This is a genomic window from Haloarcula sp. CBA1129, from assembly GCF_008729015.1.
Lineage (GTDB): Archaea > Halobacteriota > Halobacteria > Halobacteriales > Haloarculaceae > Haloarcula.
In genome coordinates this window covers 2,122,145-2,143,857 of sequence record NZ_RKSM01000001.1, presented here as the reverse complement: position 1 = coordinate 2,143,857, position 21,713 = coordinate 2,122,145, and the positions used below count along the sequence as shown (strand labels likewise).

Genomic DNA, 21,713 nt, shown 5'->3' with positions numbered 1-21,713 from the left:
CCATGCCTACAATCGACCCCACAGACCACGAAATCGCTGACTTAGGTCCGAAAATCAAAGACGTCGACGACGCCGACGAACTCCGGGCGATGCTGGACCTAGAGGAAGACGGCGAAGACCGTGTCCCCGTCAAGACGCTCATCGAGGACCGCATCGAGAAGGTCGAAAACGAGGACGACGGCGAAATCGACCCGGAAAGCGTCGACCTCTCTGCCCTCACGGTCGCCGATGTGGCGAACATGGTTCGGGACATCGACGACGCCGACGTGCTCCGGGACCTGCTCGAACGCGAGCAAGCGGGCGAGGACCGAAAGACGGCGAAATCACAGATAGAGAGTCGCATCGAATCCGTCGAAGGGACCGAGGAAGCCGAAGGAGGGGCAACAGAGGTCGAGTACGTCCCGCCAGAGGAGAAGCACCCAGACCTCGACCACCCGACAAACGACAAGCAGTGGGTCGAGGGGACTGTCGGCGCGGAGTACCGCGATATGTGGGTGTACTGCGAGACACAGGCCGGCGGACTCGTGGACGTGTCGAGAGAGATGCTCGGCAAGGCCCGGGAGCTGATGGACAGCTACAACGAGGAGTACGACGAACAGGAGCGCGTCGTTGCGGTCCTCATCGGGGCCGACGCGAGCGACCACGTCGAGGACGTCATCGCCTACGGCGCGGACCTCGTCATCTACCACGAGGACGACCGCCTCGACCGCTTCCGCCACCAGCCATACACCGAAATCTTCTGTGACATGGCTCGCGCTGGCGGCGAGCTCGCCGCCGAGGGCCGGGAAGAGGTCGAGTGGAAGGACTACCACGAGCCGCGCTACACCGTCTTCCCGGCGACGAACAACGGCCGGGACCTCTCGGCACTGGTCCAAGGTGAACTCGACTCCGGGCTGGCCTCGGACTGTTCGGGGCTGTACATCGAGAACGCGATGATATCCAACCCCGCGAAAGTCGGTACCGCCGGCGACAAGAAGGAGTTCGAACGGGTCCTCCACATGAAGCGCCCGGATTTCTCCGGGTTCGAGTACTCGACGATCCTCTGTATCGACAAGCCCAACCGGGACTTCCACCCGCAAGGGGCGTCCGTCATTCCGGGGAGCTTCGAGATACCCGAGCCCGATTACGAGCGTGAGGGCGAGGTCGTCGACTACGAGATGGATCTCGACGAGGACTGGTTCCAAGTCGAGGTCGAGGAGTACGACCGCCTCTCGGGTGGTGTCGACCTCACCGGGAACGACGTGGTCGTCGCCGTCGGCCGTGGCATCGGTGACGACCCGACGGAGGGCATCGAACTGGCGCTCGACCTCGTGGACGCCTTCGACGAGGCCGATCTGGGACTTTCCCGCGGGGTCATCACCTCCTCGTACTCCTTCGACGGCCACGTCGAGCAGTACGTCACCGAGGAGCGCCAGATCGGCGAGTCCGGGCAGGCGGTCGACCCGGACGTGTACATCGCCGCGGGCATCTCCGGCGCGATACAGCACAAAGTCGGCTGTGACGAATCTGATACGATAATCGCCATCAACACCGACCCCGACGCGGACATTCGGGACTTCTCGGATTATCTCATCGAGGGCGACCTGTTCGAGGTGTTGCCACAGTTGACCGAGGCGGTCGAAACCGGCGAACTGGGCGCGATGATGGAGGCCAGCGATGACTGACGCCGCCGAGGAGTACGAGGCCGTCGTCGTCGGCTGTGGGCCGGGCGGGGCCGCTGCGGCGGCGACCCTCGCCCGCAACGGCGTCGAGACGCTCGTTCTCGAACGCGGCGTCGACGCCGGCTCGAAGAACGTCTCGGGCGGGCTCATCTACGCCGAGGAGTCGGCTCCCTACACCATCGACGGGCTGTTCCCCGGCTTCCGTGAAGAAGCGACGGAGCGGCCGGTATCGGAGAATATCATCCACAACATCGCCGGCGACAAGGTGAAGTCCTTCGACATCGGCGACCTCCACCACCACGACACGGCGTGGGCCGATGCAGTGCTGCGCCGGAAGATGGACTCTTGGCTCGCCCAGCAGGTCCACGAGCGGACCCGCGAGACCGGCGGCGGCCTGCTGACCGAGGTCCACGTCACCGGCTTGCTCCGCGAACGGGGCGAAATCGTCGGCGTGACGACCGAGGAACTGGACCCAATCAAGGCCGACCTCGTGGTGGCCGCCGACGGGGTCAACTCGGAACTCGCTCGCGACGCCGGGCTGATGGACTGGGAGGAGCCCGAGGAGTGGTTTCAGGGTGTCAAAGCGGTCGTCGACATGGAGCCAGAGGTCATCAACGACCGCTTCGACGTGGCCCCGGACGACGGCGCGGCCCATCTGTTTTCGGGCGACCTGTTCGACGGGGTTCGCGGCGGTGGCTTCCTCTACACCAACGAGTCCTCGCTGTCCATCGGCACGGTGTTCCACCTCGACTCCATCGCCGAGGAGCGGGCCGAACCCCACGAACTGCTCGACAGCCTGCTCACGCATCCGCTCATGGCCCAGTGGCTCGGCGACGAGTACGACGAGCGCGAGTACAGCGCAAAGCTCGTTCCCGACTCGAAGAAGGCGGCCCATCCCTCACCGCACGAGGACCGCCTCGTGTTGGTCGGCGACGCCGCTGGCCAGATGCAGGCCCAAGGACCCATCATCAAGGGCATGAACCACGCCGTCACCGCCGGAGCACTGGCCGCCGAGGCGTTCGCCGACGCTCGGGCGCGCGGTGACCCGTCACAGGCCGGCGAACTGTACGAGAAGAAACTCCACGACGAGGGTGTGATGGACAAACTCCGCCCGACCGGATACAAGGTGTTCGGACGCCTCGGCGAGGTCGGCCCCGTCGACGACCTCTCCGACGCTATCGCCGATTCCGCCGTCGGCCGGTTCGGCGTTCGGGCGGCCTCTGGGCTGCTCGAACGGGCCTACTCGTCACCGCGACTGGTGTCGATGATCCCCGACACCAAACTGCCCTACGTGACGCTGCCGACGGTCATCGCCGAGGAACTCGGCGAGCCGGTGACCGACGAGAACACGGTCTCGCCGCCCGATCTGGCCGACCGCATCGGCGACCTGACTTACGACGTGGGCGACCCCCACATCGAACTTCTCGACAAGTCCTTCGAGGCGTCCGGCACCGCCGTCACGGCCTGCCCGGTCAGCGCCGAGGACTTCGGCGGGGGCTGTTACCGCGACGAGATGGTCCAGACCAACGGGAGTCAGGAACACCTCGTGAGCCTCGACACCCAGCCCTGCGTCGAGTGTGGCACCTGTGCTATCGTCGCTGACACCGAGTGGGAACACCCCGCCGGTGGCAAGGGCGTCGAGTTCAACGAGGGCTGAGCCGTTCGGTGATGAGCCGCCAGTACCGCGACCGCGTTCAGGACCTTTCCCGCCGGGCCGAGCAGGTCCGCAAGTCACTCGACCCCGACCCGCCCGACGACGACCGGGCGATGGAGATTCTTCGGGAGGGGTTCGGCCCCACGGTGGCTCTGTACTGTGAGGCCCGTACCGGCGAGTCGTGGGTCCGGTTCTCCGATTCGGAGTTCGAGCGACTGGAGCGGACGATGAACGACTGGCTGCGCTGCTACGCCGCCTGCTACGGCGTAGAGGTAGCCGGCTCATATAGCGTCAGAGCGGCCGCGGAGTTGCTCGTCGATACGCACAACGTCCAAGACGTGGCAATGCTTCTGACCGGCATTCCGGAGCGGTAGCAACCGGCCTCAGAAAGTACACGGTTTTTGATAAAAGACTAAATACTGTCTCGTGGTATCACACACCATGGAGTTAACAGAGCCACTGCAGTTCGACCACGAGGACCGACGGGACATCTACGAGTACGTCGAATCACACGGCTCAGTCGAACCGAGAGCAGCCCGGTCGGCGCTACAGATGGACCCGCGACCGTTCGGCCATCACGTCGCGATACTCAAACGCGACGGCGTACTGGAGGACATCGACGGCGAACTCCGCGTCGCCTACAACGACACTGTCGAAGAAGAGTTCGAGGCCGACGACATCGAGTTCACCATCCGACAGGCCCGTCAAGAGGACCTCACCGGTCTTGTCGGCGCTATCCGTGCCGCCATCGGCGGCGGTGAGTACGTCGACGCTGAGACTGTCGCCGACGTCGTGGACTCCGAGGGCGTGTTGCTCCGGCACAACGAACTTGAGTCGCGCATCTTCTTCGTCGCCTGCATCAACGACGACGTGGTCGGCTGGGTCCACCTCAAACATCCCGAGGTCGAGAAGCTCAGCCACACGGCGGAGCTGACGCTGGGTGTGCTTGAACGGTATCGAGGCCACGGCATCGGCTCCCAGCTGCTCGCTCGGGGCACCGAGTGGGCGGCGTCGAACGGCTACGAGAAGCTGTACAACTCTGTCCCATCAACGAACGAGGACGCAATCGAGTTCCTCGAAGGCCACGGCTGGGACACCGAAGCCGTCCGCGAGGACCACTACAAGTTCGGCGACGAGTACGCCGACGAGGTGATGATGGAGATCGACCTGTAGTGCGTTAGGTCTGCCCCAGCTCCCGAATCGTCTTCCGAGCCAGCTCACCGTCGACCTGCTGTGGCACAGTTAGCAGAAGCCGGTCGAGGACATCCCTGTCCGTTATCGAATCCCGCTTTCTTCGCGCCTGCTCCGGCGTCCCGGCGATACCGAGGTCAGCCGCCATCTCGTCAGTGACGAGCGCCGTCGCCTCGCCGCGGTCACCCGCCTGCCATGCGTCGGCGATGCGCTCCGCCCGATCCGGATACGTCTCCGCGACTGCCCGGCGGTATCCCTCCCCGCTGCCGACGTAGTAAGCGATGTGCTGTCGGAGTTCCTCGGTGGCCTGTTCGGCGTCCTCGTGGACTACTGCCGGTACGTACGGCGAGACGGTGATTTCGCTGGGGTCGCGGTCGGCCTCGCGTGCGGTCTCGGCGATGTACTCGAACGCCGAGTCGAGTTCGGAAAACGGGATCATGTGCGGGAGCCAGCCGTCGGCGAGTCTGGCGACGACCCGCCTGTTCGCCGGTCCGAGCGCGGCGTGGTAGACGGGTACGTCACGGTCTAACGGCGGGACGCCGTTGACCGACACCACCTCGCCGTCGTAGGTCACCCGCTCGTCGCTCGTCATGAGTTGTTTGACGATGTCGATGGTCTCGTGGGCGCGACGGACCGGCCGCTCGAACTCCATGCTGTGCATATTCTCGATTGACCGAGCTGTACTTGTCCCCAAGCCCAGCACCGCTCGCCCGTCGGAAACGCTGTCGAGAGTCGCCGCTGTCATCGCCAGTACGGCCGGCGACCGTGAGAAGACGTTGAGTATCGCGGTCCCGATCTCGATGTCGTCGGTCCGGGTCGCGATATCCGTGAGTTCGACGACGGCGCTGGCACCCCACAGTTCATTCAGCCAGACCGAGTCGTAGCCGTGGTCTTCGGCCTCGACAGCCAGATCGATTGTGCTGTGGTCCTCGACGCGTGGCACGACGACTCCCAGATGCATGGTGTGACCGACCGCCGGAATCCTAATAAAGAATTGTGTTGGTTCCGTTCCACCACTTCGAAGCCACCGCCGCGCTCACTCTTGCCCGATCATCCGTTCTTGCTCTTGCCAGTACTCCTCGCGGAGTTCGTACTTCTGGATTTTCCCGGTCGCTGTTTCAGGGAGCGAGTCCCGGAAGTCGATGCCTGCGGGGATCTTGTAACTCGCGAGGCGTTCTCTGAGGAAATCGAGGATATCCTGTTCGGTCGCGTCGCTATCGGCCGTCGGGACGACAATTGCCATCGGCGTCTCACCCCAGTCATCGCTCGGAGCCGGAATGACCGCGGCCTTCAGGATACCGGGATGGTCGTACAGCTCGTCTTCCAGTTCGATGGAAGAGATGTTCTCGCCACCGGAGATGATGATATCCTTCCGGCGGTCCATGATCTGTATCATCCCGTCCTCGTCCCACGTCGCGAGGTCGCCGGTGTGGAAGTACCCCTCGACGCGGTCGTTGAACGCTTCCTCGGTTATTTCTGGCTTGTTGAGATAGCGGTCCATCACCTGATTGCCCTGCACCACGATCTCGCCGATGGTCGCTCCGTCGCGCGGCACGTCGTTGCCGTCCTCGTCGACGATTCTGATGTCGGTACACATCGCTTCCGAGCCCTGCTTGACCTTGAGTTCACGGCCTCGTTGGGCGATGCGCCGCGGGGAGTTGCTTGTCGTGATTATCGGCGCGGTCTCGGTCAGGCCGTAGATGTGGATGATGCGCCAGCCGAACTCGTCTTCGACGCGTTCGATGGTCGCTGTCGCCGGGGCGCTGCCGGCTGTCGCGATCCGCACGTCGCGGGCACCCTGTGTTGCGATGTCGCCGTCGTTGGCTCGGTAGTGTTGGATGAGCTTGTTCAGCACTGTCGGCGCGCCACACAGGAACGATACGTCGTACTCGCGGACCCGGCGGAAGGTGTCCGCGGCGTCGAAGGTCCGCTGACAGACGTGGGTGCCGCCGGTGCCGGTGATGGCGTAGGTGTGGCCCCAGCCGTTGCAGTGGAACATCGGCAGCGTCCAGAGGTACGTATCGTCGTCGCGGATCTCCATGTGCTGATTGAGCACCAGCGCGTGCCAGCTCTCCGTTCGATGAGTTCTGACCACGCCCTTCGGGTCCCCCGTCGTGCCGGACGTGTAGTTGACGCTCGCGTCGTCGTCCTCGGTCATGTTCGGCCGGTCCGGTTCGGCTGTCGGCTGCCCGTCGAGGATACCGCTGTAGGCTTCCCATTCCCCGTCGATACGGTCTGGTTCGTAGCCGATGAACGTCTCCGCAGGGATGTCGTCCCGTACTGGCTGGACCTTCTCCGCGAAGTCGTAGTCGGCGATTACCGTCGCCGCTTCACAGTCGTTCAGAATGTACTCGATTTTCGCGGGATCGAGACGGTAGTTCAGCGGGACGAACACCGCACCGAGTTTGTTCGTCGCGTACAGTGTCTCGATGAAGTAGTGCGTGTTTGGCGCGAGGACAGCCACGCGGCTCCCCTTCGAGACGCCCCGGTCCGACAGTGCGTGTGCCAACTGATTGACCCGCTCATTCACCTCAGCGTACGTGTACTCAGTGCCGTCGTGGGCGACGATACCGGTCACGTCGTCGTAGATATCCGCTGCGCGGTCGATGAAGTCGGTGGTGAGCATCTCGCGTTTCATGATAACATACCTCAGTTTCCAAATTCAGTCCCAATTATTATTATATTTTCCTCGTGAACAGTTGACAACCGACTTGGAACAACAGCGGCCTATGGCCACTCGTTCTCGTGACCGTCTATCGGCGCGGAGACGACACCGTCTTTCTGCGCCCAGACGCGAGCGTGGTCCGGACAGACTTCGCGGTTGGCATCCCATGGGATGTGGAGTTCGACTGCAGCCTCGTTCTCGCAGTCGTCCTCAGCGCACTGAGTCATAGGAGCGCGACAGCGACCATGGTGACCAGTATCGATGCCGTTAGCAGGGCTTGAACGACGCCGGAGGCCAGCATCCCGGCAGTCGTCACCAGCGCGGCTTTGGCGCTCCCGCGGGCGTCTTCCTGCCGGTAGAACTCCACGACGAACACCGTGCCGGCGACGCCCAGTAGGATACCGAGCGGGCCGGTAACGAAAAAGAGGACGAGCGCGACGACACCGGCGAGGGCGGCCGTCCAGTTCGACGCCCCGCCGACGCGTGCGGCGACAGCCCCGCCCGCGATGTCGACGGCCCACGTCAGCAAGCCGACAAGCGTTAACACCGCGAGCAGCAGTGTGCCGGGGTCGGTCATCCCGCTGGCGGCCCAGTACACGTACACGCCACCGAGCGAGACGAGTGCGCCGGGGACCTGTGGCGTGAGACTACCGATGACGCCGCCGACCAGTAGAGCGAACGCGAGCGCGAACAGCAGCGTTTCGAGGCCGAGCAGGCTCATTGGTGTCTGTCGAGTTCCTCCTGTACCCAACGGTCGCCGTACAGACGCGTCAATCTTTCGACGACTCCGCCCAACGTGCGCATACACTCCCGCTGAGAGACGAAATCCAGTTCCGCCGTGACGGCCGCCCAAGGACGTGCTTGCAGGACCTTTCGGACGAGAAGGCGCTCTTCCCGCTCAGAGAGTGCCGTCGGGTCGGCTGGGTCCGAGAGGTGCTTCCGTGTGAGTTCACGGAACGGTCGTGGGTTCGTGTCGAGAATCGACGCGCCGCCGGGGACACCGGCAATCAGCCGCCACTCCCACTCAGAGAGGCCAAGCGACGGTTCGCTGTCAGTCGCTCGCAGCACTGCCCGAACGACGTCGGGGTCACAGTCGTCGATTGGGTCCGACAGCACCGCAGCGATACGGTCCTGAAACCACTCACTGTGCCGCGTCGCGAGCGCTGCCCCGTCGTCAGAACAAGGGTCCAGCATCACGACAGAGTACTCGCCGCTGGTCGCGTTCCGTGAGGTGGCGAGATGGACGGTACTGTAGCCGTTCCGCGCCCAGAAGCGGACGAGCTCCGGCGTCGCACCGTAGCCGACGCCCAGCCAGTCTACCCGCCCGGCGAACTCCGCCCTGATCTCCGAGAGGAGGTGCGAGCCGACTCCGCGGGACCTGACCGCCGCGTGGGTCGCGATGCGGAGGACTCGCTGCCCGACCGGAACCCCGGCGGCTTCGTCCCGGAGTTGCGTCGACAGCACGTCCGGAAGCATATTCCCGCGGACCCGCCCGCCCTCGTACATCGTAGCTCGGGTTCCCGCCGAGAGGCCGCCCTCCTGTGCCAGCAACGCAACCGCGACGATATGGCCCTCGTGGGTCAGCGCCCGGACGGTGAGATTCGGTGCGTCCAGCATTCGGGCTAGGTCCGAGGGTTCCGTCCGATAGTGGGCCAGCACGAGCAGACCGAAGACTTCCCTGAGCAGGTGCTCGTCGGCGCGCAGATCCGCCGCTGACAGCCGCCGGTACTCGACGGTCTCCGGCGTCGCATCCGCGATAAGCTGGTCGACCGGTGGGCGGGCATCGAGCAATAGCGCCCGGAACGCCCACACCTCCACGGGGTCGGCGTCGCTGTACCGAATCGGCGTCGTCATCGACACGTCGGTGACGGCGTGGTCGCTCTCATCTAGTCGGTCACGGAACCGCACGGAAAAGCCCCGGCCCGCTCCCTCGTACCCGTGGACGGTCGTGGTGAAGGCGACTGCCGGGGAATCGAGGAACTGTTCGAGTCGCCGGACCGGCAGGGCCGCGGCTTCGTCGACGATGACAACGTCGGGGTCCTCTGGGAGCCCAACGGCATCCTCCGGCGTGCAGAATCTGATGCACCCGCCGCCATCGAGTTCGAGCCACTGGGGTTCTGACGCTCGGTCGCGCGTGAAATCAACGTCGAGCGTCTCCAGCAGGTGGGCCGCCCGCGTGAACACCTCGCCGGCGCTCCGGTACTGCGGGGCTGTCACCAGTACGTCTCTGCCCTCTGCTGCGAGGTTCCCGGCGGCCAGCCCGGCGGCGCTTGATTTTCCCCGGCCCCGGTCGGCCTCGACCACGACCGCTGCACCGTCATTCTGCAGGGACTCGAACGCCCGGACCGCGTCCCGCTGGTCGTCGGTGAGACACTGGGCGTAGGTCTCGGAACGGAACCGCGCGTCAGCTGGCGGAGTCGGTGTGGGAACCGGGCGGTTCGGTGGCGGATTCGTCAGTCCGTCCTGCTCGACAGTGCCCGTGTCGGCGTCGACGATGGCGATGCCCCGGTGTGCCCGGAGCGTCTCGACGAACCGACGGCGGAAGTGGCCGGTCACGTCATCGAGGTCGAACGGCGGGACCGCCAGTGAGTCGTCGAAGCTGTCCCGCTTCTCGGGCCACCGGTCCAGCGGCGGCGCGAGGACGATATAGAGGCCGCCGCCGTCGACAGCGCCGACGGTCCGTCCGACAGCGTCCGGCCGCAGTTCCTCGTGTGCGTCGAGCACGACAGCCGTCCGGGTCCGGCCGAGAAGTTCCTCGGCGCGGGACTGCTCGTGGTGTTCACAGTCGAGGAACGGCTCCGGACCGACGACGGCTGTCTCTCCGCCCGGTACGTCCGCCGCATCGAGTGCTGCCGCCGCTCGCTCCCGCGTTCGGTCGGGGTTGCCCGCCAGAACGAGCAGTCGACGCTCGTTTGCACGGCGGGCTTCCGCTCGGAGCGACCGCGCGATGTCCATACCGGAGGTGGCAGACGCGCCAGTATGGGCCTGACGGTCACGACGCTGTCCAGATGCGTTTTTACCGGACCGGACACAGTGGCCGATATGGCACCCCTCCACACCGCGCTCTGTGCGGAACTCAATGTCGACCACCCAGTCGTGCAGGCACCAGTCGGAAGCGTCTCGACGCCGGCTCTGGCCGCGGCAGTCGCAGACGCAGGCGGCGTCGGAATGCTGGCGATGTCGTGGCGCGAGGCCGACGCGATTCGCGAGGCGTACACCGCCGCCGCAACCGCGACCGACGGCGTGGTCGGCGTCAACGTCGTCCTCGACGAGTCGACGGGCGTGCTGTCCCCGTCGGCGTGTCTCGACGCCTGTCTGGACGCCGGCGCGTCGGTTGTCTCGTTTTCCTTCGGTGACGCAGAGCCCTACATCGACCGGGTACACGACGCCGGCGGGACGGCGATGGTGACCGTGGGTAGTGCTGCCGAAGCCGCGGCGGCCGCCGACGCCGGAGCCGACGTCGTCGTCGCGCAAGGCCGGGAAGCCGGCGGTCACGTCCAGAGCGATGTGACGACGATGGCGCTGCTCCCGCGGGTCGCAGACACGGTCGAGGTGCCGGTCGTCGCAGCCGGGGGACTCGGTGACGGCCGCGGCCTCGCGGCGGCGCTGACGCTGGGTGCCGACGGCGGCTGGTTCGGCACGCGATTCGTGGCGACCGAAGAATCGGGCGCCCACGAGACCTACCGGGAGCGCATCGTCGACGCGCCCGAGACGGCGACGCGACTCACGGACCTGTTCGACCGAGGCTGGCCGGACCAGCCCCACCGAGTGCTGGAGACCGATGAGGTCCGACGGCAGGCAGGCTACGATCCGGACGAAATGGACGACGCCAGTGACCCCGAACAGATTGCACAGATGCCCGACGGCAAGTCAATCAGTCGGCTTGCTGATATGCCTCCGCTGGAAGGCATGACTGGTGCCGTCGAGGCCCTGCCCCATTACGCCGGCCAGAGCGCCGGGCTCACAGCGGCTGTCCGACCCGCCGGCGAGGTGGTGACCCGACTCGTCTCGGATGCGGCGGGCACACTGGCCGATGCGTCGGCAGCCGCGGAATAGGCAGACCACCCGACAGCACCCGTGTGGCGGGCTGGCACGGGATTTCGGCTTCGAAAGCGCTTTTAGGGCCGGTGGCACAGAATGGGGTACAGCCTGCGCCGAGTTGATGATGCTCCCAGCCTTTTCAGGATACACACCACTACGGTGTGACGGGCCGCACGGCCCGGACACGGCGGGGGAGCCTGAGCTCGCGCGCAGGAGGTGAACATAAAAATGCCAGTATACGTAGATTTCGACGTTCCCGCGGACCTCGAAGACGACGCCCTTGAGGCGCTCGAGGTCGCCCGGGACACAGGCGCTGTAAAGAAGGGTACAAACGAGACGACCAAGGCTATCGAGCGCGGCTCCGCTGAGCTCGTTTTTGTCGCCGAAGACGTCCAGCCCGAGGAAATCGTCATGCACATTCCGGAGCTCGCCGACGAGAAGGGTGTTCCCTTCATCTTCGTCGAGCAGCAGGACGACCTCGGTCACGCCGCCGGGCTCGAAGTCGGCTCGGCCGCTGCAGCCGTCACCGACGCCGGTGAGGCTGACGCCGACGTCGAGGACATCGCTGACAAGGTCGAGGAGCTTCGGTGAGGTGACCTCGGATGAGCGCTGAGGAATCCGAAAGCAGCGGTTCCACGCCCGCCGAGGTTATCGAAGTCGTGGGTCGGACGGGGATGCACGGCGAGGCCATGCAGGTCAAGTGCCGCATCCGCGAAGGCGAGAATCAGGGGCGCATCATCACGCGCAACGTTCTCGGCCCGGTCCGCGAAGGTGACGTGCTCCAGCTCCGCGAGACGGCTCGCGAGGCCGACACCATCGGAGGGCAGTAACCATGCCCCGGACACGCGAATGTGACTACTGCGGCACGGACATCGAACCCGGCACGGGCACGATGTTCGTCCACAAGGACGGCGCGACCACGCACTTCTGTTCCTCGAAGTGCGAGAACAACGCCGATCTGGGCCGGGAGGCCCGCAACCTCGAATGGACCGACACCGCCCGCGGCGAGGCCGGTGCGGTCGAGGACGAGGTCGAAGACGTGGAAGCGGACGCCGACGTTGACGAGGCCGAAGCTGACGCAGACGCTGAGGAAGCTGACGCCGACGACGCTGACGAAGATGTCGAGGACGAGGAAGCCGAGGAGGCTGAAGCGTAATGTCCGAGACCGAGCGTACCTTCGTGATGGTCAAGCCTGACGGCGTCCAGCGCGGCCTTATCGGGGACATCGTCTCCCGCTTCGAGGACCGCGGTCTGAAGATGGTCGGCGGCAAGTTCATGCAGATCGATCAGGACCTCGCCGAGGAGCACTACGGCGAGCACGAGGACAAGCCGTTCTTCGACGGACTCGTCGACTTCATCACCTCCGGTCCCGTGTTTGCGATGGTCTGGGAAGGCCAGGACGCGACCCGGCAGGTCCGCAACATGATGGGCGAGACGGACCCCGCCGAGTCCGCGCCCGGCACTATCCGCGGCGATTACGGACTCGACCTCGGTCGGAACGTCATCCACGGCTCCGACCACGAGGACGAGGGCGCAAACGAGCGCGAAATCGCGCTGTTCTTCGACGACGACGAACTCGTCGACTGGGATCAGATCGACGCGCCCTGGCTGTACGAGTAACGCCGGGTCGCCTGCCGCGTTTTTTCGAGCACAACCACCTTGAGGGCGGCGTCCGTACCGAACTGTATGAGCCTGACGCTCTACCAACTCGACGGCTGTCCGTACTGCGAGAAGGTCGCCGACCGACTGGATGAACTCGGCATCGACTACCACAGCGTCTGGGTCGAGGCGCTACACTCCAAGCGCAACGAAGTAAAGCGGGTCTCCGGCCAGCGTGGCGTCCCGGTGCTGGTCGATGAAGACCGCGGTGTCACGATGGCGGAATCGGAGCGTATTCTCGACTTTATCGACGCGACTTACGCGCCTGAAGCGAAGTCTGTGTAGCGGGCGGTGGCTCGTCGCGACTCGTCGACCGGTGTTCCGGTCCCGTCGTCGCCCGTCTCGTCGGTCCCGTGTTCAGTCACTAGCCGTTTCCAGTTCACTGACGGAAGAACGGGTCCGGTGGTCGCTACTCTGACTCGAAGTCAAGCGCCGAGCCGTTGATGCAGTACCGCTTCCCGCTCGGCTCCGGCCCGTCATCGAACACATGGCCCAGATGACCGCCACACTCGGCACAGACGACTTCCGTTCGCTCCATCCCGTGGCTGTTGTCCGCTCGCGTTTCGACGTTACCTTCTTGATACACGTCCCAGAAGCTCGGCCAGCCGGTTTCTGATTCGAATTTCTTGTCGCTGTCGAACAGTTCCGTCCCGCAGCCGGCACAGGTGAACACACCCTCGTCTTCTACGTCGATGAGGTCGCTGCTGAACCGCGGCTCTGTTCCAGACTCACGGAGGATTCGGTACTCCTCGTCGGAGAGTATTTCGCGCCACTCTTCGTCGTTGTCCGGGAGTTCTCCTTCGGATTCACTCATGGGCTACCGTACGCTTTCCAGCGGTAAAAACCTAGAGCCAGGGGTGGGATTTGAACCCACGAACTCTCGATTACAAGTCGAGTGCTTGGACCACCCAAGCTCCCCTGGCACGGTTGCATACCTGCGTTGTGTGGGGACCGTTTAGAGAGTATCGTTTTCGGTCGGCTTTTCGAGCTCGATCCGGTGTGGTGCGTAACCGTGTGTTCGGTAGAACTGTCGGGCCGATTCGTTGTCCACCATCGCTTCCAGCGCGAGAATATCTGCACCGGCCCGGCGGAGTAGTTCCTCTGCCGTCTCAAGCAGTTCGCTGCCGATTCCCTGATTCCTGTGGACCGGTCTGACGAAGATGTTCTCGATGATACCCCGCGTCTCGTCTTGTTCGTACCGGCCGCTGTCGATGGTCACCATGACGAATCCGACGACCTGTCGGTCTATACGGGCGACACGGACGTTCTCAGCGACAATGCGCTGCACGACCGTCTCTCGGACCGCAGTGCGGTTTCGGCTCCCAAACAGGTGTGACCCGTGGGCACGCTGGCTCTCCGCCAGTCGGACCCACAGATCGACGATGGTGTCCACGTCATCCATCGAGGCGGTGGCGATTTCCACGGTGTTACTCCGTGTCGTACGGTCAAAACAGTTCGGCTACGCCGCCGTATCTGCCGCTGCGGGAGAGAGGCCGGCAGGAGTGACTCAGACGTCACGACAGTCCGCACAGAGGAGTTGCCCGTTGAACGACGCTAGATCCCGCGTAAACGTGCTACAGGCGGAACAGATGCCTTGGCTGTCGAACGAATCCTCTGATGCGGACTGCATCCCGTCGGTGGTGGCCTCCTGACCGGTTGTCGCAACCGGCGAGGTCTGCTCCACAACGTCCGTCGACTCACTCTCTAACCTCGCAGTCGAGAGGATGTCGTGCTCGGTCAGCGTTCCCAGCGGCTCTCCGTCAACCGTGACCAAGACAAACTCAGCGGACCGTGTCGCCATTCGGTCCCGCGCCGCCGGGAGTCCAGCGTCGGGCCTGATTGTCGGAATGGATTCACGCATCACGTCGCCGACGGTGGCAGTTTCCGGATCGCCGCCATCGACGATGTATGCCAGCACGTCCCTGTCCGTGGCGACGCCGACCGGTTCGTTCCCCCGTAACACGAGAATCGGATGCTGGTCCTCTCGGATCAGCAACTCCGTCGTTTCAAGGAGGTCGTCGGACTCGCTCGCGCCGACGTACTCTCTGTTCATAACCTCCCGCACAGTGACCTCACCGTTCATGCGTAATATTACCACACGACTGGTCTAAAAGATACCTCCACTACGTTTATATCGCGTGATTCACAAGTTACTCGGTTGTCTCGGTTTCGATGGTGACGGCCTCGCCAGTGGCCCGGCAGGTCTCTAGTGCGTGCTTGGCGTCCATCCCGGCCGTAGCTGCCGTCCGCCCGCGTCCGACACCGACTTTCAACTCTACGTCGACCGCTTCGCGAACGTGGTTGATCGCGTCGTGGTAGTCCGCTTCGTCTAGGTTCGGACAGACCGCGATGACGTTGTCGCCACCGACGAAAAACGACAGCGAGTCGTGGGCCTCACGCATGTACTTCATCAGCGCCGCGTACCCCTGCTCAATCTGGATGAACGTATCGAACTCGTTGAGCTGGTCGGTGTACTTCTCGGTGGCGTCGTCGACGTCGAAATGCGCGAGCTGAACGTCTGTGGCTGTCCGGAACTCCTCGTCGATTGTCTGGCCGCGTAGCACTTCTCGTCGGCCCTTGTCCTGTGCGCTACCGGCCTCCTGAAGCTGTTCTGTCGCCGTTCCCAGCGCTGAGACGGGCGTCGTCCCCGTCGCAACCGAGAGGCTCATCGTCACTGGATACCGGTTCCCTACCGACTCCTGAATAAGTGCGTGTGCGGCCTCATCCAGCCCGTTCGTCACGGCGACCATGTTGTCGAACCGCGAGAAGAAGATGTAGCCGTCGCGGTTCCCGATCAGCTGGGCGAGGTCAGCGTACAACCGGGACTGGAGCGTCTGCAGGTCGACTTCACGGCGGGGCTCAGGCGTCACGGTCCACGGCCCGTAGTTATCAATCTGTATATGGGTGATCTGGGTGTTGGTCACTGTCCATCGTTCGTTTAGAAGCAACGGGTATTGCTCTGTCGAAATTTACCGGCAGGGCGGACGACGCCGCGGCCCGACCGATGTCGGATTCCGGACACGCGGGCCGATTCAACGGCGGTCAGTCAGTACTGCGTCGCGTCGCTGTATCTCGACGGTCCCGACCATCGAATCGTATGCTACGATATCTGTTGCCATCAGTTTCGGGAGGTGCTCGGTGAACAGTTCCCCCGTTAGCTCGTCCCTGTCAGTGTCAGGGACTGCCGCTGGCTCAATACCACGCTCGGCCGCTAGAACCGCTACCGCGAGGTCTGCTACGACCACTGGTTCATCACGATCCGCCAGTATCGAGAGCGCGCGACGGCGAGTGTCATCCGACAGCAGGTCAGCAACAACCTCCTCGGGAAGCCGCTGCTCGGTCCGGTCGCCGCTTGAAGATGTCGTCGCCATACGCGACGCTACACCGGCCTCCTACAAGTATGTGTCGTGCCCGCACACCACACAATCAGGCCTGTTCGAGTCTGTACGGCCACCAGTCCGCCTCGCGTAACGCGCGCCCAAGGGATTTGTGGAGGTCCGGGAAATCCACGAACTCCTCTTGGTCGACGTATTCGAAGATGTCTGCCACGCTGACGACCGTCTCGTAGTCGATCCGAACCGGGTGGTCCCCGTACTGTTCGACGTACTCCTCGGCGGTCAACGGGAAGTCCTCGTCCTCGTCGACTTTCTTCGCCAGCACAGCGTGGCCGTACTTGCGCCGGCCCTCGCTTCCTTCCTCACCGTCCGGATCGTGTGGCCAATCCATACGCGACTCTCTGGACACTGGCACAAAAAGGGTTTCTCTCCCCGCCTAGAGTTCGAAGCCGCTGTCGTTCCGGTTGCCACCCCGTCGGAGGAGCGCGATGACGAGGCCGAACAGGAGCAATGCACCGAGCAGTCCACCGATGACCAGCACCGTACTGATGCCCATGACTGTGGCCGGGAGCGGTCCGAGTCCGCCGTCACCGCCGACCGCGGGTTCAGTCTGGACCGCTGGCTCCGTGCCCGTCGGTTCCGCCTCTGGTTCGGCGCCGCCGTTTCCGTCGGTCTGGACCTCGCTCTCAGCCACCCGAATATTGCCGGCGTCGACGTTGTTGAATTTGATCTGGAACCGTCCCGGCGTCGTCACGACCGTCGACAGCGTCACTGTCCGCTCGGTGTCTGCTGGCACAGTCACCGACGTGCGATTGACGACTTCATCCTCCACCCGCATCCGTGCGTCGTAAGTGCCTTCGATACCGCCGCTGTTGGAGACTGTTGCTTCAACGACGACCTGTTGGCCCTCAGGAACCTGCTCGCTGACAACTGAGGTTCGCGTGATGCTGAATGCAGGCTCGATCTTCCCAATCGCGTAGGCCGATGCTCCTGCAGTGTCCGCTTCGTAGACGACTTGATCGGTCCGCTCCTCGACAACGCTCGTTTCAGCGGCTCGCCACGAGCCGTTCACACGGTGATACACGCGGACTGCCGAAGCGTCGATGCCGGCCGACTGGAGGTTCGAGCGGTTCAACACGAACTGCATCGACGACGGCTGGACCCCCGATGACGATCCGACGGTAACCACGCCGAACACCGATGCGTCCTCGTTATCGGGGACTGTGATACCTGCGTCCGCGGGGTCTGTATACTCGGTTACGTTCTGTGTGAACGACCGCTGGGATGCGTTTACAGTCCACGTCTGGACGGTGAACGTCCGGTTCAGTGCGCTCGGCATCTCGACTTCGTACGGCTTCGCCGTTGGGACTGCGCCGCCACGGACCTCGGTTTTTCGGCTGGTCGCATCTTGGCGTACCGTTACTGCGGTCGCTTTCTTGACCCGAACGAGTCCGGCCGACCGCTCCGGACCTTTAACAGAGATCTGGTATGTCCCGGGCGTGTCGAACTTCAGTGCCCGCGTCCGCTTGACCGATGACCCGGCATCGACGGCCACCCGTTCCGTCGCTTTCGTTGTTCCGTTCGCCATGTACTCAACGCTCATCGCACCGCCGGAGCTCCCTGTGTTCTTGACTGTCGCGGTGACGTTTACCGACTCACCGGCCAGTATCGTGTTTGCCTCTTTCGATGCGCCGGATACGAACAGTCGTGGTGCAGCAGCAACAGGGCCTGCCGCCGTCGCTGCGAGGAGGAGGACAACGACGCAGACCGAGAGGAAGCTCGGAAGGTGCTGCTTTGGGGACCTCTCTTCACGTACCATTACTCAGATATAATCCGGACCATCGACATAAAACCGCCCGATTGCCACGATTCAGTAAACTGTCCTTACGACGCAGAAGGATGGGAATTCTGTGGTTCCACGTTGCGGTGTCTGTTACTCGCGAACTCTGTTTCTCTCAGTCCGATTTACTCCAGCGCAAGACGGCTGCTCACTGTTGTTTGTGGCAGAATACGGTGGGACTGGGATTTGAACCAGAGCAAGACGGTCGCACTCACTGTGTTCGTGCGCTGCGACTTGCAGGGCTCAAGTCCCAGTTGACGTATTTGCCACTCACGGTTTACTCGTGGCAAAAGACGGTGGGACTGGGATTTGAACCCAGGAATCCGTGAGGATACCTGCTTTCAAGGCAGGCGCAATAGGCCGCTCTGCCATCCCACCGCAGTCAAGCATATTCGGTGGGCCTTCTAAGGCCTGTCGGTCTCTCGGACCACAGTCGGCTCGCCGTCGTCGTCGATGACACGGATGCCGAGGTCTTCGAGGAACGCTGTTGTCCGTTGCGGTACGACCCGACCAGCACGGCTCCGGGCGCGTAGCAGCGGGACCATCGTTTTGAGGTCCGCTCGCGTCTCGATGACGGGTGCGGACGGGAGAAAGTCCACGTCGAGGCCGGCATCCGCAGCACGCTCGCCGATAGTTTCGACCGTTGGGGTGGCGTAGCTGTCCTCGAAATCTATCGGCTCGCCGAAACCGGCGTAGTAGACCCGCCCGCCCTCAGCGGGGCCGAGAACCACGCCGCTGGACCGGAGTTTCATCGCTGCGCTGTCGATGAGCTGACGGTTCAACAGCGCCGCGGTCGGCTCGACGGCGGCGACGGTTGCGACCTCCTCCTGTTCGAGGAGGTGCGTCACTGTGTTCCCGACACGACCAGCAAACGTCGACCCGACTTGGACCTCGAACCGGGCCTCGCCCGGTGAGTCGAGGGCGGCTGTCACTGGCTCCCGCACCGCAGCCTCGGGGTCTACGCCGTCCGGGACCTGCTCCGAGGGACGGTAGTTCACCAGCAACTCGGCACCGCTGATCTCCACCGCACGGCAGATGTCGAGCAGCATAGCTTCGTACAGCTTGGCAGCTTCAGCGTCGTCCAAGAGGTCGCCCGCCAGATCCTGTAACACGAACCCTTCGACTGGCGGATCAGCCAGCACAGTTACCGTAGTCATACTGTCTCCTCGGCCCGACTGTGATTAGTCGCTTGTGTTCCAGTGCAGCTACAGAACAATTATAAGATGTGAGCAGTATTTGATAACTAAGAGAAACTATATGGAGCAATCCCAGACCTACAAATGTGACGGATGTGGGTCGGAGTACCGGGTACTCGGGGAGCCGCAACCGAAGATCGTGTGTCGCGACTGCGAACGCGAAGCCACGCTGTCCGGGACAGCGGCGGCACAGCGGGCGTACCATATCGGCTACACGCGGTATCGTGAGGCGCGTCGCCAGCTTTCGGACGCGCTGGCGACCGTCGAAGACGGAGAAATGACCCTCGCTCGCGGGAGTTTCGACAACGCGGCGACCGACTTCGAGGCGAGCGTCGATCAGTTCACGACGGCTGTTGGCGAAGCGGACGACAACACGCTGGCCGAGTTGGCGGAACGAGCACGCAAGAAAGCGACCTGTCTCTGGCAAGCCGCTGAATGGCTCAGCGGTATGACTTACGCCAGCGAACAGGGTGAACCAACACAGGCGAGCCAGTACCGCCACGACGCCGAAAACCGGTTACAGGCAGCAACCGAGTACGGGACAGTGTCCAGTCCGGAAGAGTTGCTCCAGACCACCGAGGTCCAGTCAGACACCTGACTACCGGCCGCGTCGACCCTTCGTCTGGCGGTAATCCTGTCCGAGCGTCTCGCTGAAGTGTTCCAGAAACGCTGTCCGTTCCTCATCGGTCTGCTCACTCGGCGGAATCATCGGGAGGATTTCGAATCCGCGGCCGCGAATCGTCGTCGCGTGCCGGTCCTCGATGTCGAGTTCGTCCTCGCTCATCGTCGTGTACTCGAAGGCCAGTTCTTCGAGCGGGCGCTGGCCGACCGGAAGCAGAATCTCGGGATTTATCATCCGTATCTCGCTGTTGAGATACGGCTCGCAGTTGACGACCTCCTCGTCGGTCGCCGCTCTGTCGGGATGGCGACAGCGGGTCACGTAGGTCAGGAAGGTGTTCTGTAGCTGCGGCCTGTCGGCGTCCGGGTCCGAACACATATCGACTGCGGCCAGAATGTCGAGCAGTTCGCGCTCGTTCTCGCCGGTGAAGGGGATGCCGGACTCGTCAGCGCCAGTTGCGGGCGAATCGCCGAGGACGATGAACTCGGCACCAACGTCACCGTAGCCGTGGACGACAGTCTCGCGCACCTCACACAGCGCCGGGCAGTTCTGGCACTCTTCGTCCATCCCGAACGGGTTCGACTTGGACTCCTGTTCGGCGTCCATCTTACTCCTCGTCGACGGTCTTTGCGTGGGTGTCCGCGTCCTCGGGGTCGTTCTGCGGGCTGGATGGATGGTAGTCGGTGTCGTACTCGCCGGGCCGGTCGTCGAGTCGGTCTGGGTTGATGCGGCCACTAAGGAGCATGAAGTCGAGAACGGTACAGGCGAGCATGGCCTCGACGACCGGGACCGCCCGCGGCGGCAGGACCGGGTCGTGTCGGCCGGTGACGGTAATCTCCTTCTCCTCGCCCGTTTCCCAGTCGACCGTCTTCTGGGTCTTGGGTATCGATACCGGCGCGTGCCACGACACTTCCCCGTAGATGGGCTGGCCGGTCGTGATGCCACCCTGAATACCGCCGTGGTCGTTGCCGACCGGTGTCGGGTGGCCGTCCTCACTACACTCCCAGTTCTCCGTGTACTCACTGCCCTTGGTCGTCCGGGCCTCGCGGCCGATGCCGTACTCGAAGTCGTTGACGGCCGGGATGGAGTACATCGCCTGTCCGAGCCGGGACGGGAAGCTATCGAACCGCGGCGCGCCCAGACCCGACGGGACGCCGCGACACTCGAAGTAGATTGCACCGCCGATGGAGTCGCCTTCTTTCTGGTGCTGGTCGGCCACGTCGCGCATCTCCTCGGCAGCCTCGGGGTCAGCACAGCGGACCTCGTTTTCCTCGCTGTGTTCGAGCATGTCCTCGAAGGTGACCGGCCCCGATTCCACGTCGCCGATCTGGCAGACGTGGGCCTTGATCTGAACGTCGTAGTCGGACTGTTCGAGGACCTGCTTGGCGACGCCGCCGGCGGCGACCCAGTTCACCGTCTCCCGAGCGGAGGAGCGGCCACCGCCGCCCCAGTTCCGGGTCCCGAACTTCGCGGAGTAAGTGTAGTCGCCGTGGGAGGGTCGCGGAGCCGTGATGAACGGCTCGTACTTGCCCGAGCGGGCGTCCTTGTTCTGGATGACCATCCCGATGGGCGTGCCCGTGGTGTAGCCGTCCTGAATCCCTGAGTTGATCGTCACTTTGTCCGGTTCGCCGCGGGAGGTGGTAATCATCGACTGGCCGGGCTTGCGCCGGTCGAGGTCTTTCTGTATCTCCTCTTCGGAGAGTTCGACGCCCGCCGGAACGCCGGAGACGGTACAGCCCATCGCCTCCCCGTGGGACTCGCCGTAGGTCGTCATGCGGAACAGACGACCGAACTCGTTGCCGTTCATTACAGTGGTGTCGGGGTTGGGGGCATTTGAACCTTGTAGATGCGC

The 21,713-nt window shown here is 63.7% G+C and carries 26 protein-coding genes and 2 tRNA genes; 11 read left to right on the top strand and 17 right to left on the bottom strand.

Annotation, left to right across the window (positions count from 1 at the left end; translation table 11 throughout):
• The first annotated feature begins 2 nt into the window (after window positions 1–2).
• From Har1129_RS10720 to Har1129_RS10705, 4 genes are all read left to right on the top strand, one after another.
• The gene (locus tag Har1129_RS10720) at window positions 3–1,664 is read left to right on the top strand and encodes an electron transfer flavoprotein subunit alpha/FixB family protein (RefSeq protein ID WP_151100643.1); all 1,662 of its coding nucleotides are present in this window, start codon (window positions 3–5) and stop codon (window positions 1,662–1,664) included.
• Window positions 1,657–3,318 carry an FAD-dependent monooxygenase gene (locus Har1129_RS10715; protein ID WP_151100642.1) on the top strand — a complete coding sequence of 554 codons (1,662 nt, stop codon included), beginning with the start codon at window positions 1,657–1,659 and terminating at the stop codon, window positions 3,316–3,318. Before Har1129_RS10720 ends, Har1129_RS10715 begins: the two co-directional genes overlap by 8 nt.
• 11 nt (window positions 3,319–3,329) lie before the next feature.
• Window positions 3,330–3,689 (top strand): hypothetical protein, encoded by a 360-nt coding sequence (locus Har1129_RS10710; protein ID WP_151100641.1) that lies wholly within the window; start codon window positions 3,330–3,332, stop codon window positions 3,687–3,689.
• A gap of 67 nt (window positions 3,690–3,756) precedes the next feature.
• Window positions 3,757–4,488, top strand: a complete 732-nt coding sequence (locus tag Har1129_RS10705; RefSeq protein WP_151100640.1) for a GNAT family N-acetyltransferase — start codon at window positions 3,757–3,759, stop codon at window positions 4,486–4,488.
• A 4-nt stretch (window positions 4,489–4,492) separates the two neighbouring features.
• Here the strand turns inward: Har1129_RS10705 and Har1129_RS10700 are convergent, their stop codons facing one another.
• From Har1129_RS10700 to tmcA, 5 genes are all read right to left on the bottom strand, one after another.
• Window positions 4,493–5,467: an LLM class flavin-dependent oxidoreductase gene (locus Har1129_RS10700; RefSeq protein ID WP_151100639.1), complete on the bottom strand. Its 975-nt coding sequence runs from the start codon at window positions 5,465–5,467 to the stop codon at window positions 4,493–4,495.
• Window positions 5,468–5,542: 75 nt separating this feature from the next.
• Window positions 5,543–7,144 (bottom strand): class I adenylate-forming enzyme family protein, encoded by a 1,602-nt coding sequence (locus Har1129_RS10695; RefSeq protein WP_151100638.1) that lies wholly within the window; start codon window positions 7,142–7,144, stop codon window positions 5,543–5,545.
• Window positions 7,145–7,233: 89 nt separating this feature from the next.
• On the bottom strand, window positions 7,234–7,398 hold the full coding sequence (locus Har1129_RS20585; protein ID WP_191906155.1) for a hypothetical protein: 165 nt from the start codon (window positions 7,396–7,398) through the stop codon (window positions 7,234–7,236).
• A complete protein-coding gene (locus Har1129_RS10690) occupies window positions 7,395–7,892 on the bottom strand; it encodes a DUF456 domain-containing protein (protein ID WP_151100637.1) in 498 nt (165 codons plus the stop codon). The genes Har1129_RS20585 and Har1129_RS10690 overlap by 4 nt, the downstream gene beginning before the upstream one ends.
• Window positions 7,889–10,126 carry a tRNA(Met) cytidine acetyltransferase TmcA gene (tmcA, locus tag Har1129_RS10685; RefSeq protein WP_151100636.1) on the bottom strand — a complete coding sequence of 746 codons (2,238 nt, stop codon included), beginning with the start codon at window positions 10,124–10,126 and terminating at the stop codon, window positions 7,889–7,891. The genes Har1129_RS10690 and tmcA overlap by 4 nt, the downstream gene beginning before the upstream one ends.
• Window positions 10,127–10,213: 87 nt before the next feature.
• Here tmcA and Har1129_RS10680 point away from each other — a divergent pair, with 87 nt between their 5' ends.
• The 6 genes from Har1129_RS10680 (at window position 10,214) to Har1129_RS10655 (ending at window position 13,156) form a co-directional block, all read left to right on the top strand.
• On the top strand, window positions 10,214–11,227 hold the full coding sequence (locus Har1129_RS10680; RefSeq protein ID WP_151100635.1) for a nitronate monooxygenase family protein: 1,014 nt from the start codon (window positions 10,214–10,216) through the stop codon (window positions 11,225–11,227).
• A 213-nt stretch (window positions 11,228–11,440) separates the two neighbouring features.
• Window positions 11,441–11,803: a 50S ribosomal protein L7Ae gene (gene rpl7ae, locus Har1129_RS10675; RefSeq protein WP_004516765.1), complete on the top strand. Its 363-nt coding sequence runs from the start codon at window positions 11,441–11,443 to the stop codon at window positions 11,801–11,803.
• Window positions 11,804–11,814: 11 nt separating this feature from the next.
• The gene (locus tag Har1129_RS10670; protein WP_004516764.1) at window positions 11,815–12,042 is read left to right on the top strand and encodes a 30S ribosomal protein S28e; all 228 of its coding nucleotides are present in this window, start codon (window positions 11,815–11,817) and stop codon (window positions 12,040–12,042) included.
• Window positions 12,043–12,044: 2 nt separating this feature from the next.
• Entirely contained in the window at window positions 12,045–12,368 is a 324-nt protein-coding gene (locus Har1129_RS10665; RefSeq protein ID WP_151100634.1) for a 50S ribosomal protein L24e, read from the top strand.
• Complete coding sequence (gene ndk / locus Har1129_RS10660) at window positions 12,368–12,832, top strand: nucleoside-diphosphate kinase (protein ID WP_151100633.1); 465 nt, start codon at window positions 12,368–12,370, stop codon at window positions 12,830–12,832. The genes Har1129_RS10665 and ndk overlap by 1 nt, the downstream gene beginning before the upstream one ends.
• Window positions 12,833–12,898: 66 nt before the next feature.
• On the top strand, window positions 12,899–13,156 hold the full coding sequence (locus tag Har1129_RS10655; RefSeq protein WP_151100632.1) for a glutaredoxin family protein: 258 nt from the start codon (window positions 12,899–12,901) through the stop codon (window positions 13,154–13,156).
• A 124-nt stretch (window positions 13,157–13,280) separates the two neighbouring features.
• On the opposite strand, the gene msrB is transcribed toward Har1129_RS10655, so the two are convergent.
• The 10 genes from msrB to Har1129_RS10605 form a co-directional block, all read right to left on the bottom strand.
• The gene (gene msrB / locus Har1129_RS10650; protein ID WP_151100631.1) at window positions 13,281–13,685 is read right to left on the bottom strand and encodes a peptide-methionine (R)-S-oxide reductase MsrB; all 405 of its coding nucleotides are present in this window, start codon (window positions 13,683–13,685) and stop codon (window positions 13,281–13,283) included.
• A gap of 35 nt (window positions 13,686–13,720) precedes the next feature.
• Window positions 13,721–13,794: transfer RNA gene (locus Har1129_RS10645), tRNA-Thr, on the bottom strand.
• Between the two features lie 32 nt (window positions 13,795–13,826).
• On the bottom strand, window positions 13,827–14,294 hold the full coding sequence (locus tag Har1129_RS10640) for an N-acetyltransferase (RefSeq protein WP_191906154.1): 468 nt from the start codon (window positions 14,292–14,294) through the stop codon (window positions 13,827–13,829).
• A gap of 84 nt (window positions 14,295–14,378) precedes the next feature.
• On the bottom strand, window positions 14,379–14,954 hold the full coding sequence (locus Har1129_RS10635; RefSeq protein ID WP_151100630.1) for a CBS domain-containing protein: 576 nt from the start codon (window positions 14,952–14,954) through the stop codon (window positions 14,379–14,381).
• A 67-nt stretch (window positions 14,955–15,021) separates the two neighbouring features.
• Window positions 15,022–15,795 (bottom strand): GTP cyclohydrolase III, encoded by a 774-nt coding sequence (locus tag Har1129_RS10630; RefSeq protein ID WP_151100629.1) that lies wholly within the window; start codon window positions 15,793–15,795, stop codon window positions 15,022–15,024.
• 108 nt (window positions 15,796–15,903) lie between these two features.
• Window positions 15,904–16,242, bottom strand: coding sequence for a hypothetical protein (locus Har1129_RS10625; protein WP_151100628.1), 339 nt, complete (start codon window positions 16,240–16,242; stop codon window positions 15,904–15,906).
• Between the two features lie 55 nt (window positions 16,243–16,297).
• Window positions 16,298–16,597: a DUF5785 family protein gene (locus Har1129_RS10620; protein ID WP_151100627.1), complete on the bottom strand. Its 300-nt coding sequence runs from the start codon at window positions 16,595–16,597 to the stop codon at window positions 16,298–16,300.
• Window positions 16,598–16,642: 45 nt separating this feature from the next.
• Window positions 16,643–18,025 carry a CARDB domain-containing protein gene (locus Har1129_RS10615; protein ID WP_151100626.1) on the bottom strand — a complete coding sequence of 461 codons (1,383 nt, stop codon included), beginning with the start codon at window positions 18,023–18,025 and terminating at the stop codon, window positions 16,643–16,645.
• A gap of 315 nt (window positions 18,026–18,340) precedes the next feature.
• A tRNA-Ser gene (locus Har1129_RS10610) sits at window positions 18,341–18,424 on the bottom strand.
• Window positions 18,425–18,450: 26 nt separating this feature from the next.
• Window positions 18,451–19,203 carry a hypothetical protein gene (locus tag Har1129_RS10605; protein ID WP_151100625.1) on the bottom strand — a complete coding sequence of 251 codons (753 nt, stop codon included), beginning with the start codon at window positions 19,201–19,203 and terminating at the stop codon, window positions 18,451–18,453.
• 100 nt (window positions 19,204–19,303) lie between these two features.
• Here Har1129_RS10605 and Har1129_RS10600 point away from each other — a divergent pair, with 100 nt between their 5' ends.
• Complete coding sequence (locus Har1129_RS10600) at window positions 19,304–19,840, top strand: hypothetical protein (protein ID WP_151100624.1); 537 nt, start codon at window positions 19,304–19,306, stop codon at window positions 19,838–19,840.
• Here the strand turns inward: Har1129_RS10600 and Har1129_RS10595 are convergent, their stop codons facing one another.
• A complete protein-coding gene (locus tag Har1129_RS10595) occupies window positions 19,841–20,467 on the bottom strand; it encodes a uracil-DNA glycosylase family protein (RefSeq protein WP_151100623.1) in 627 nt (208 codons plus the stop codon).
• Window position 20,468: 1 nt separating this feature from the next.
• Window positions 20,469–21,668: a chorismate synthase gene (gene aroC / locus Har1129_RS10590; RefSeq protein WP_151100622.1), complete on the bottom strand. Its 1,200-nt coding sequence runs from the start codon at window positions 21,666–21,668 to the stop codon at window positions 20,469–20,471.
• Window positions 21,669–21,713 lie beyond the last annotated feature (45 nt).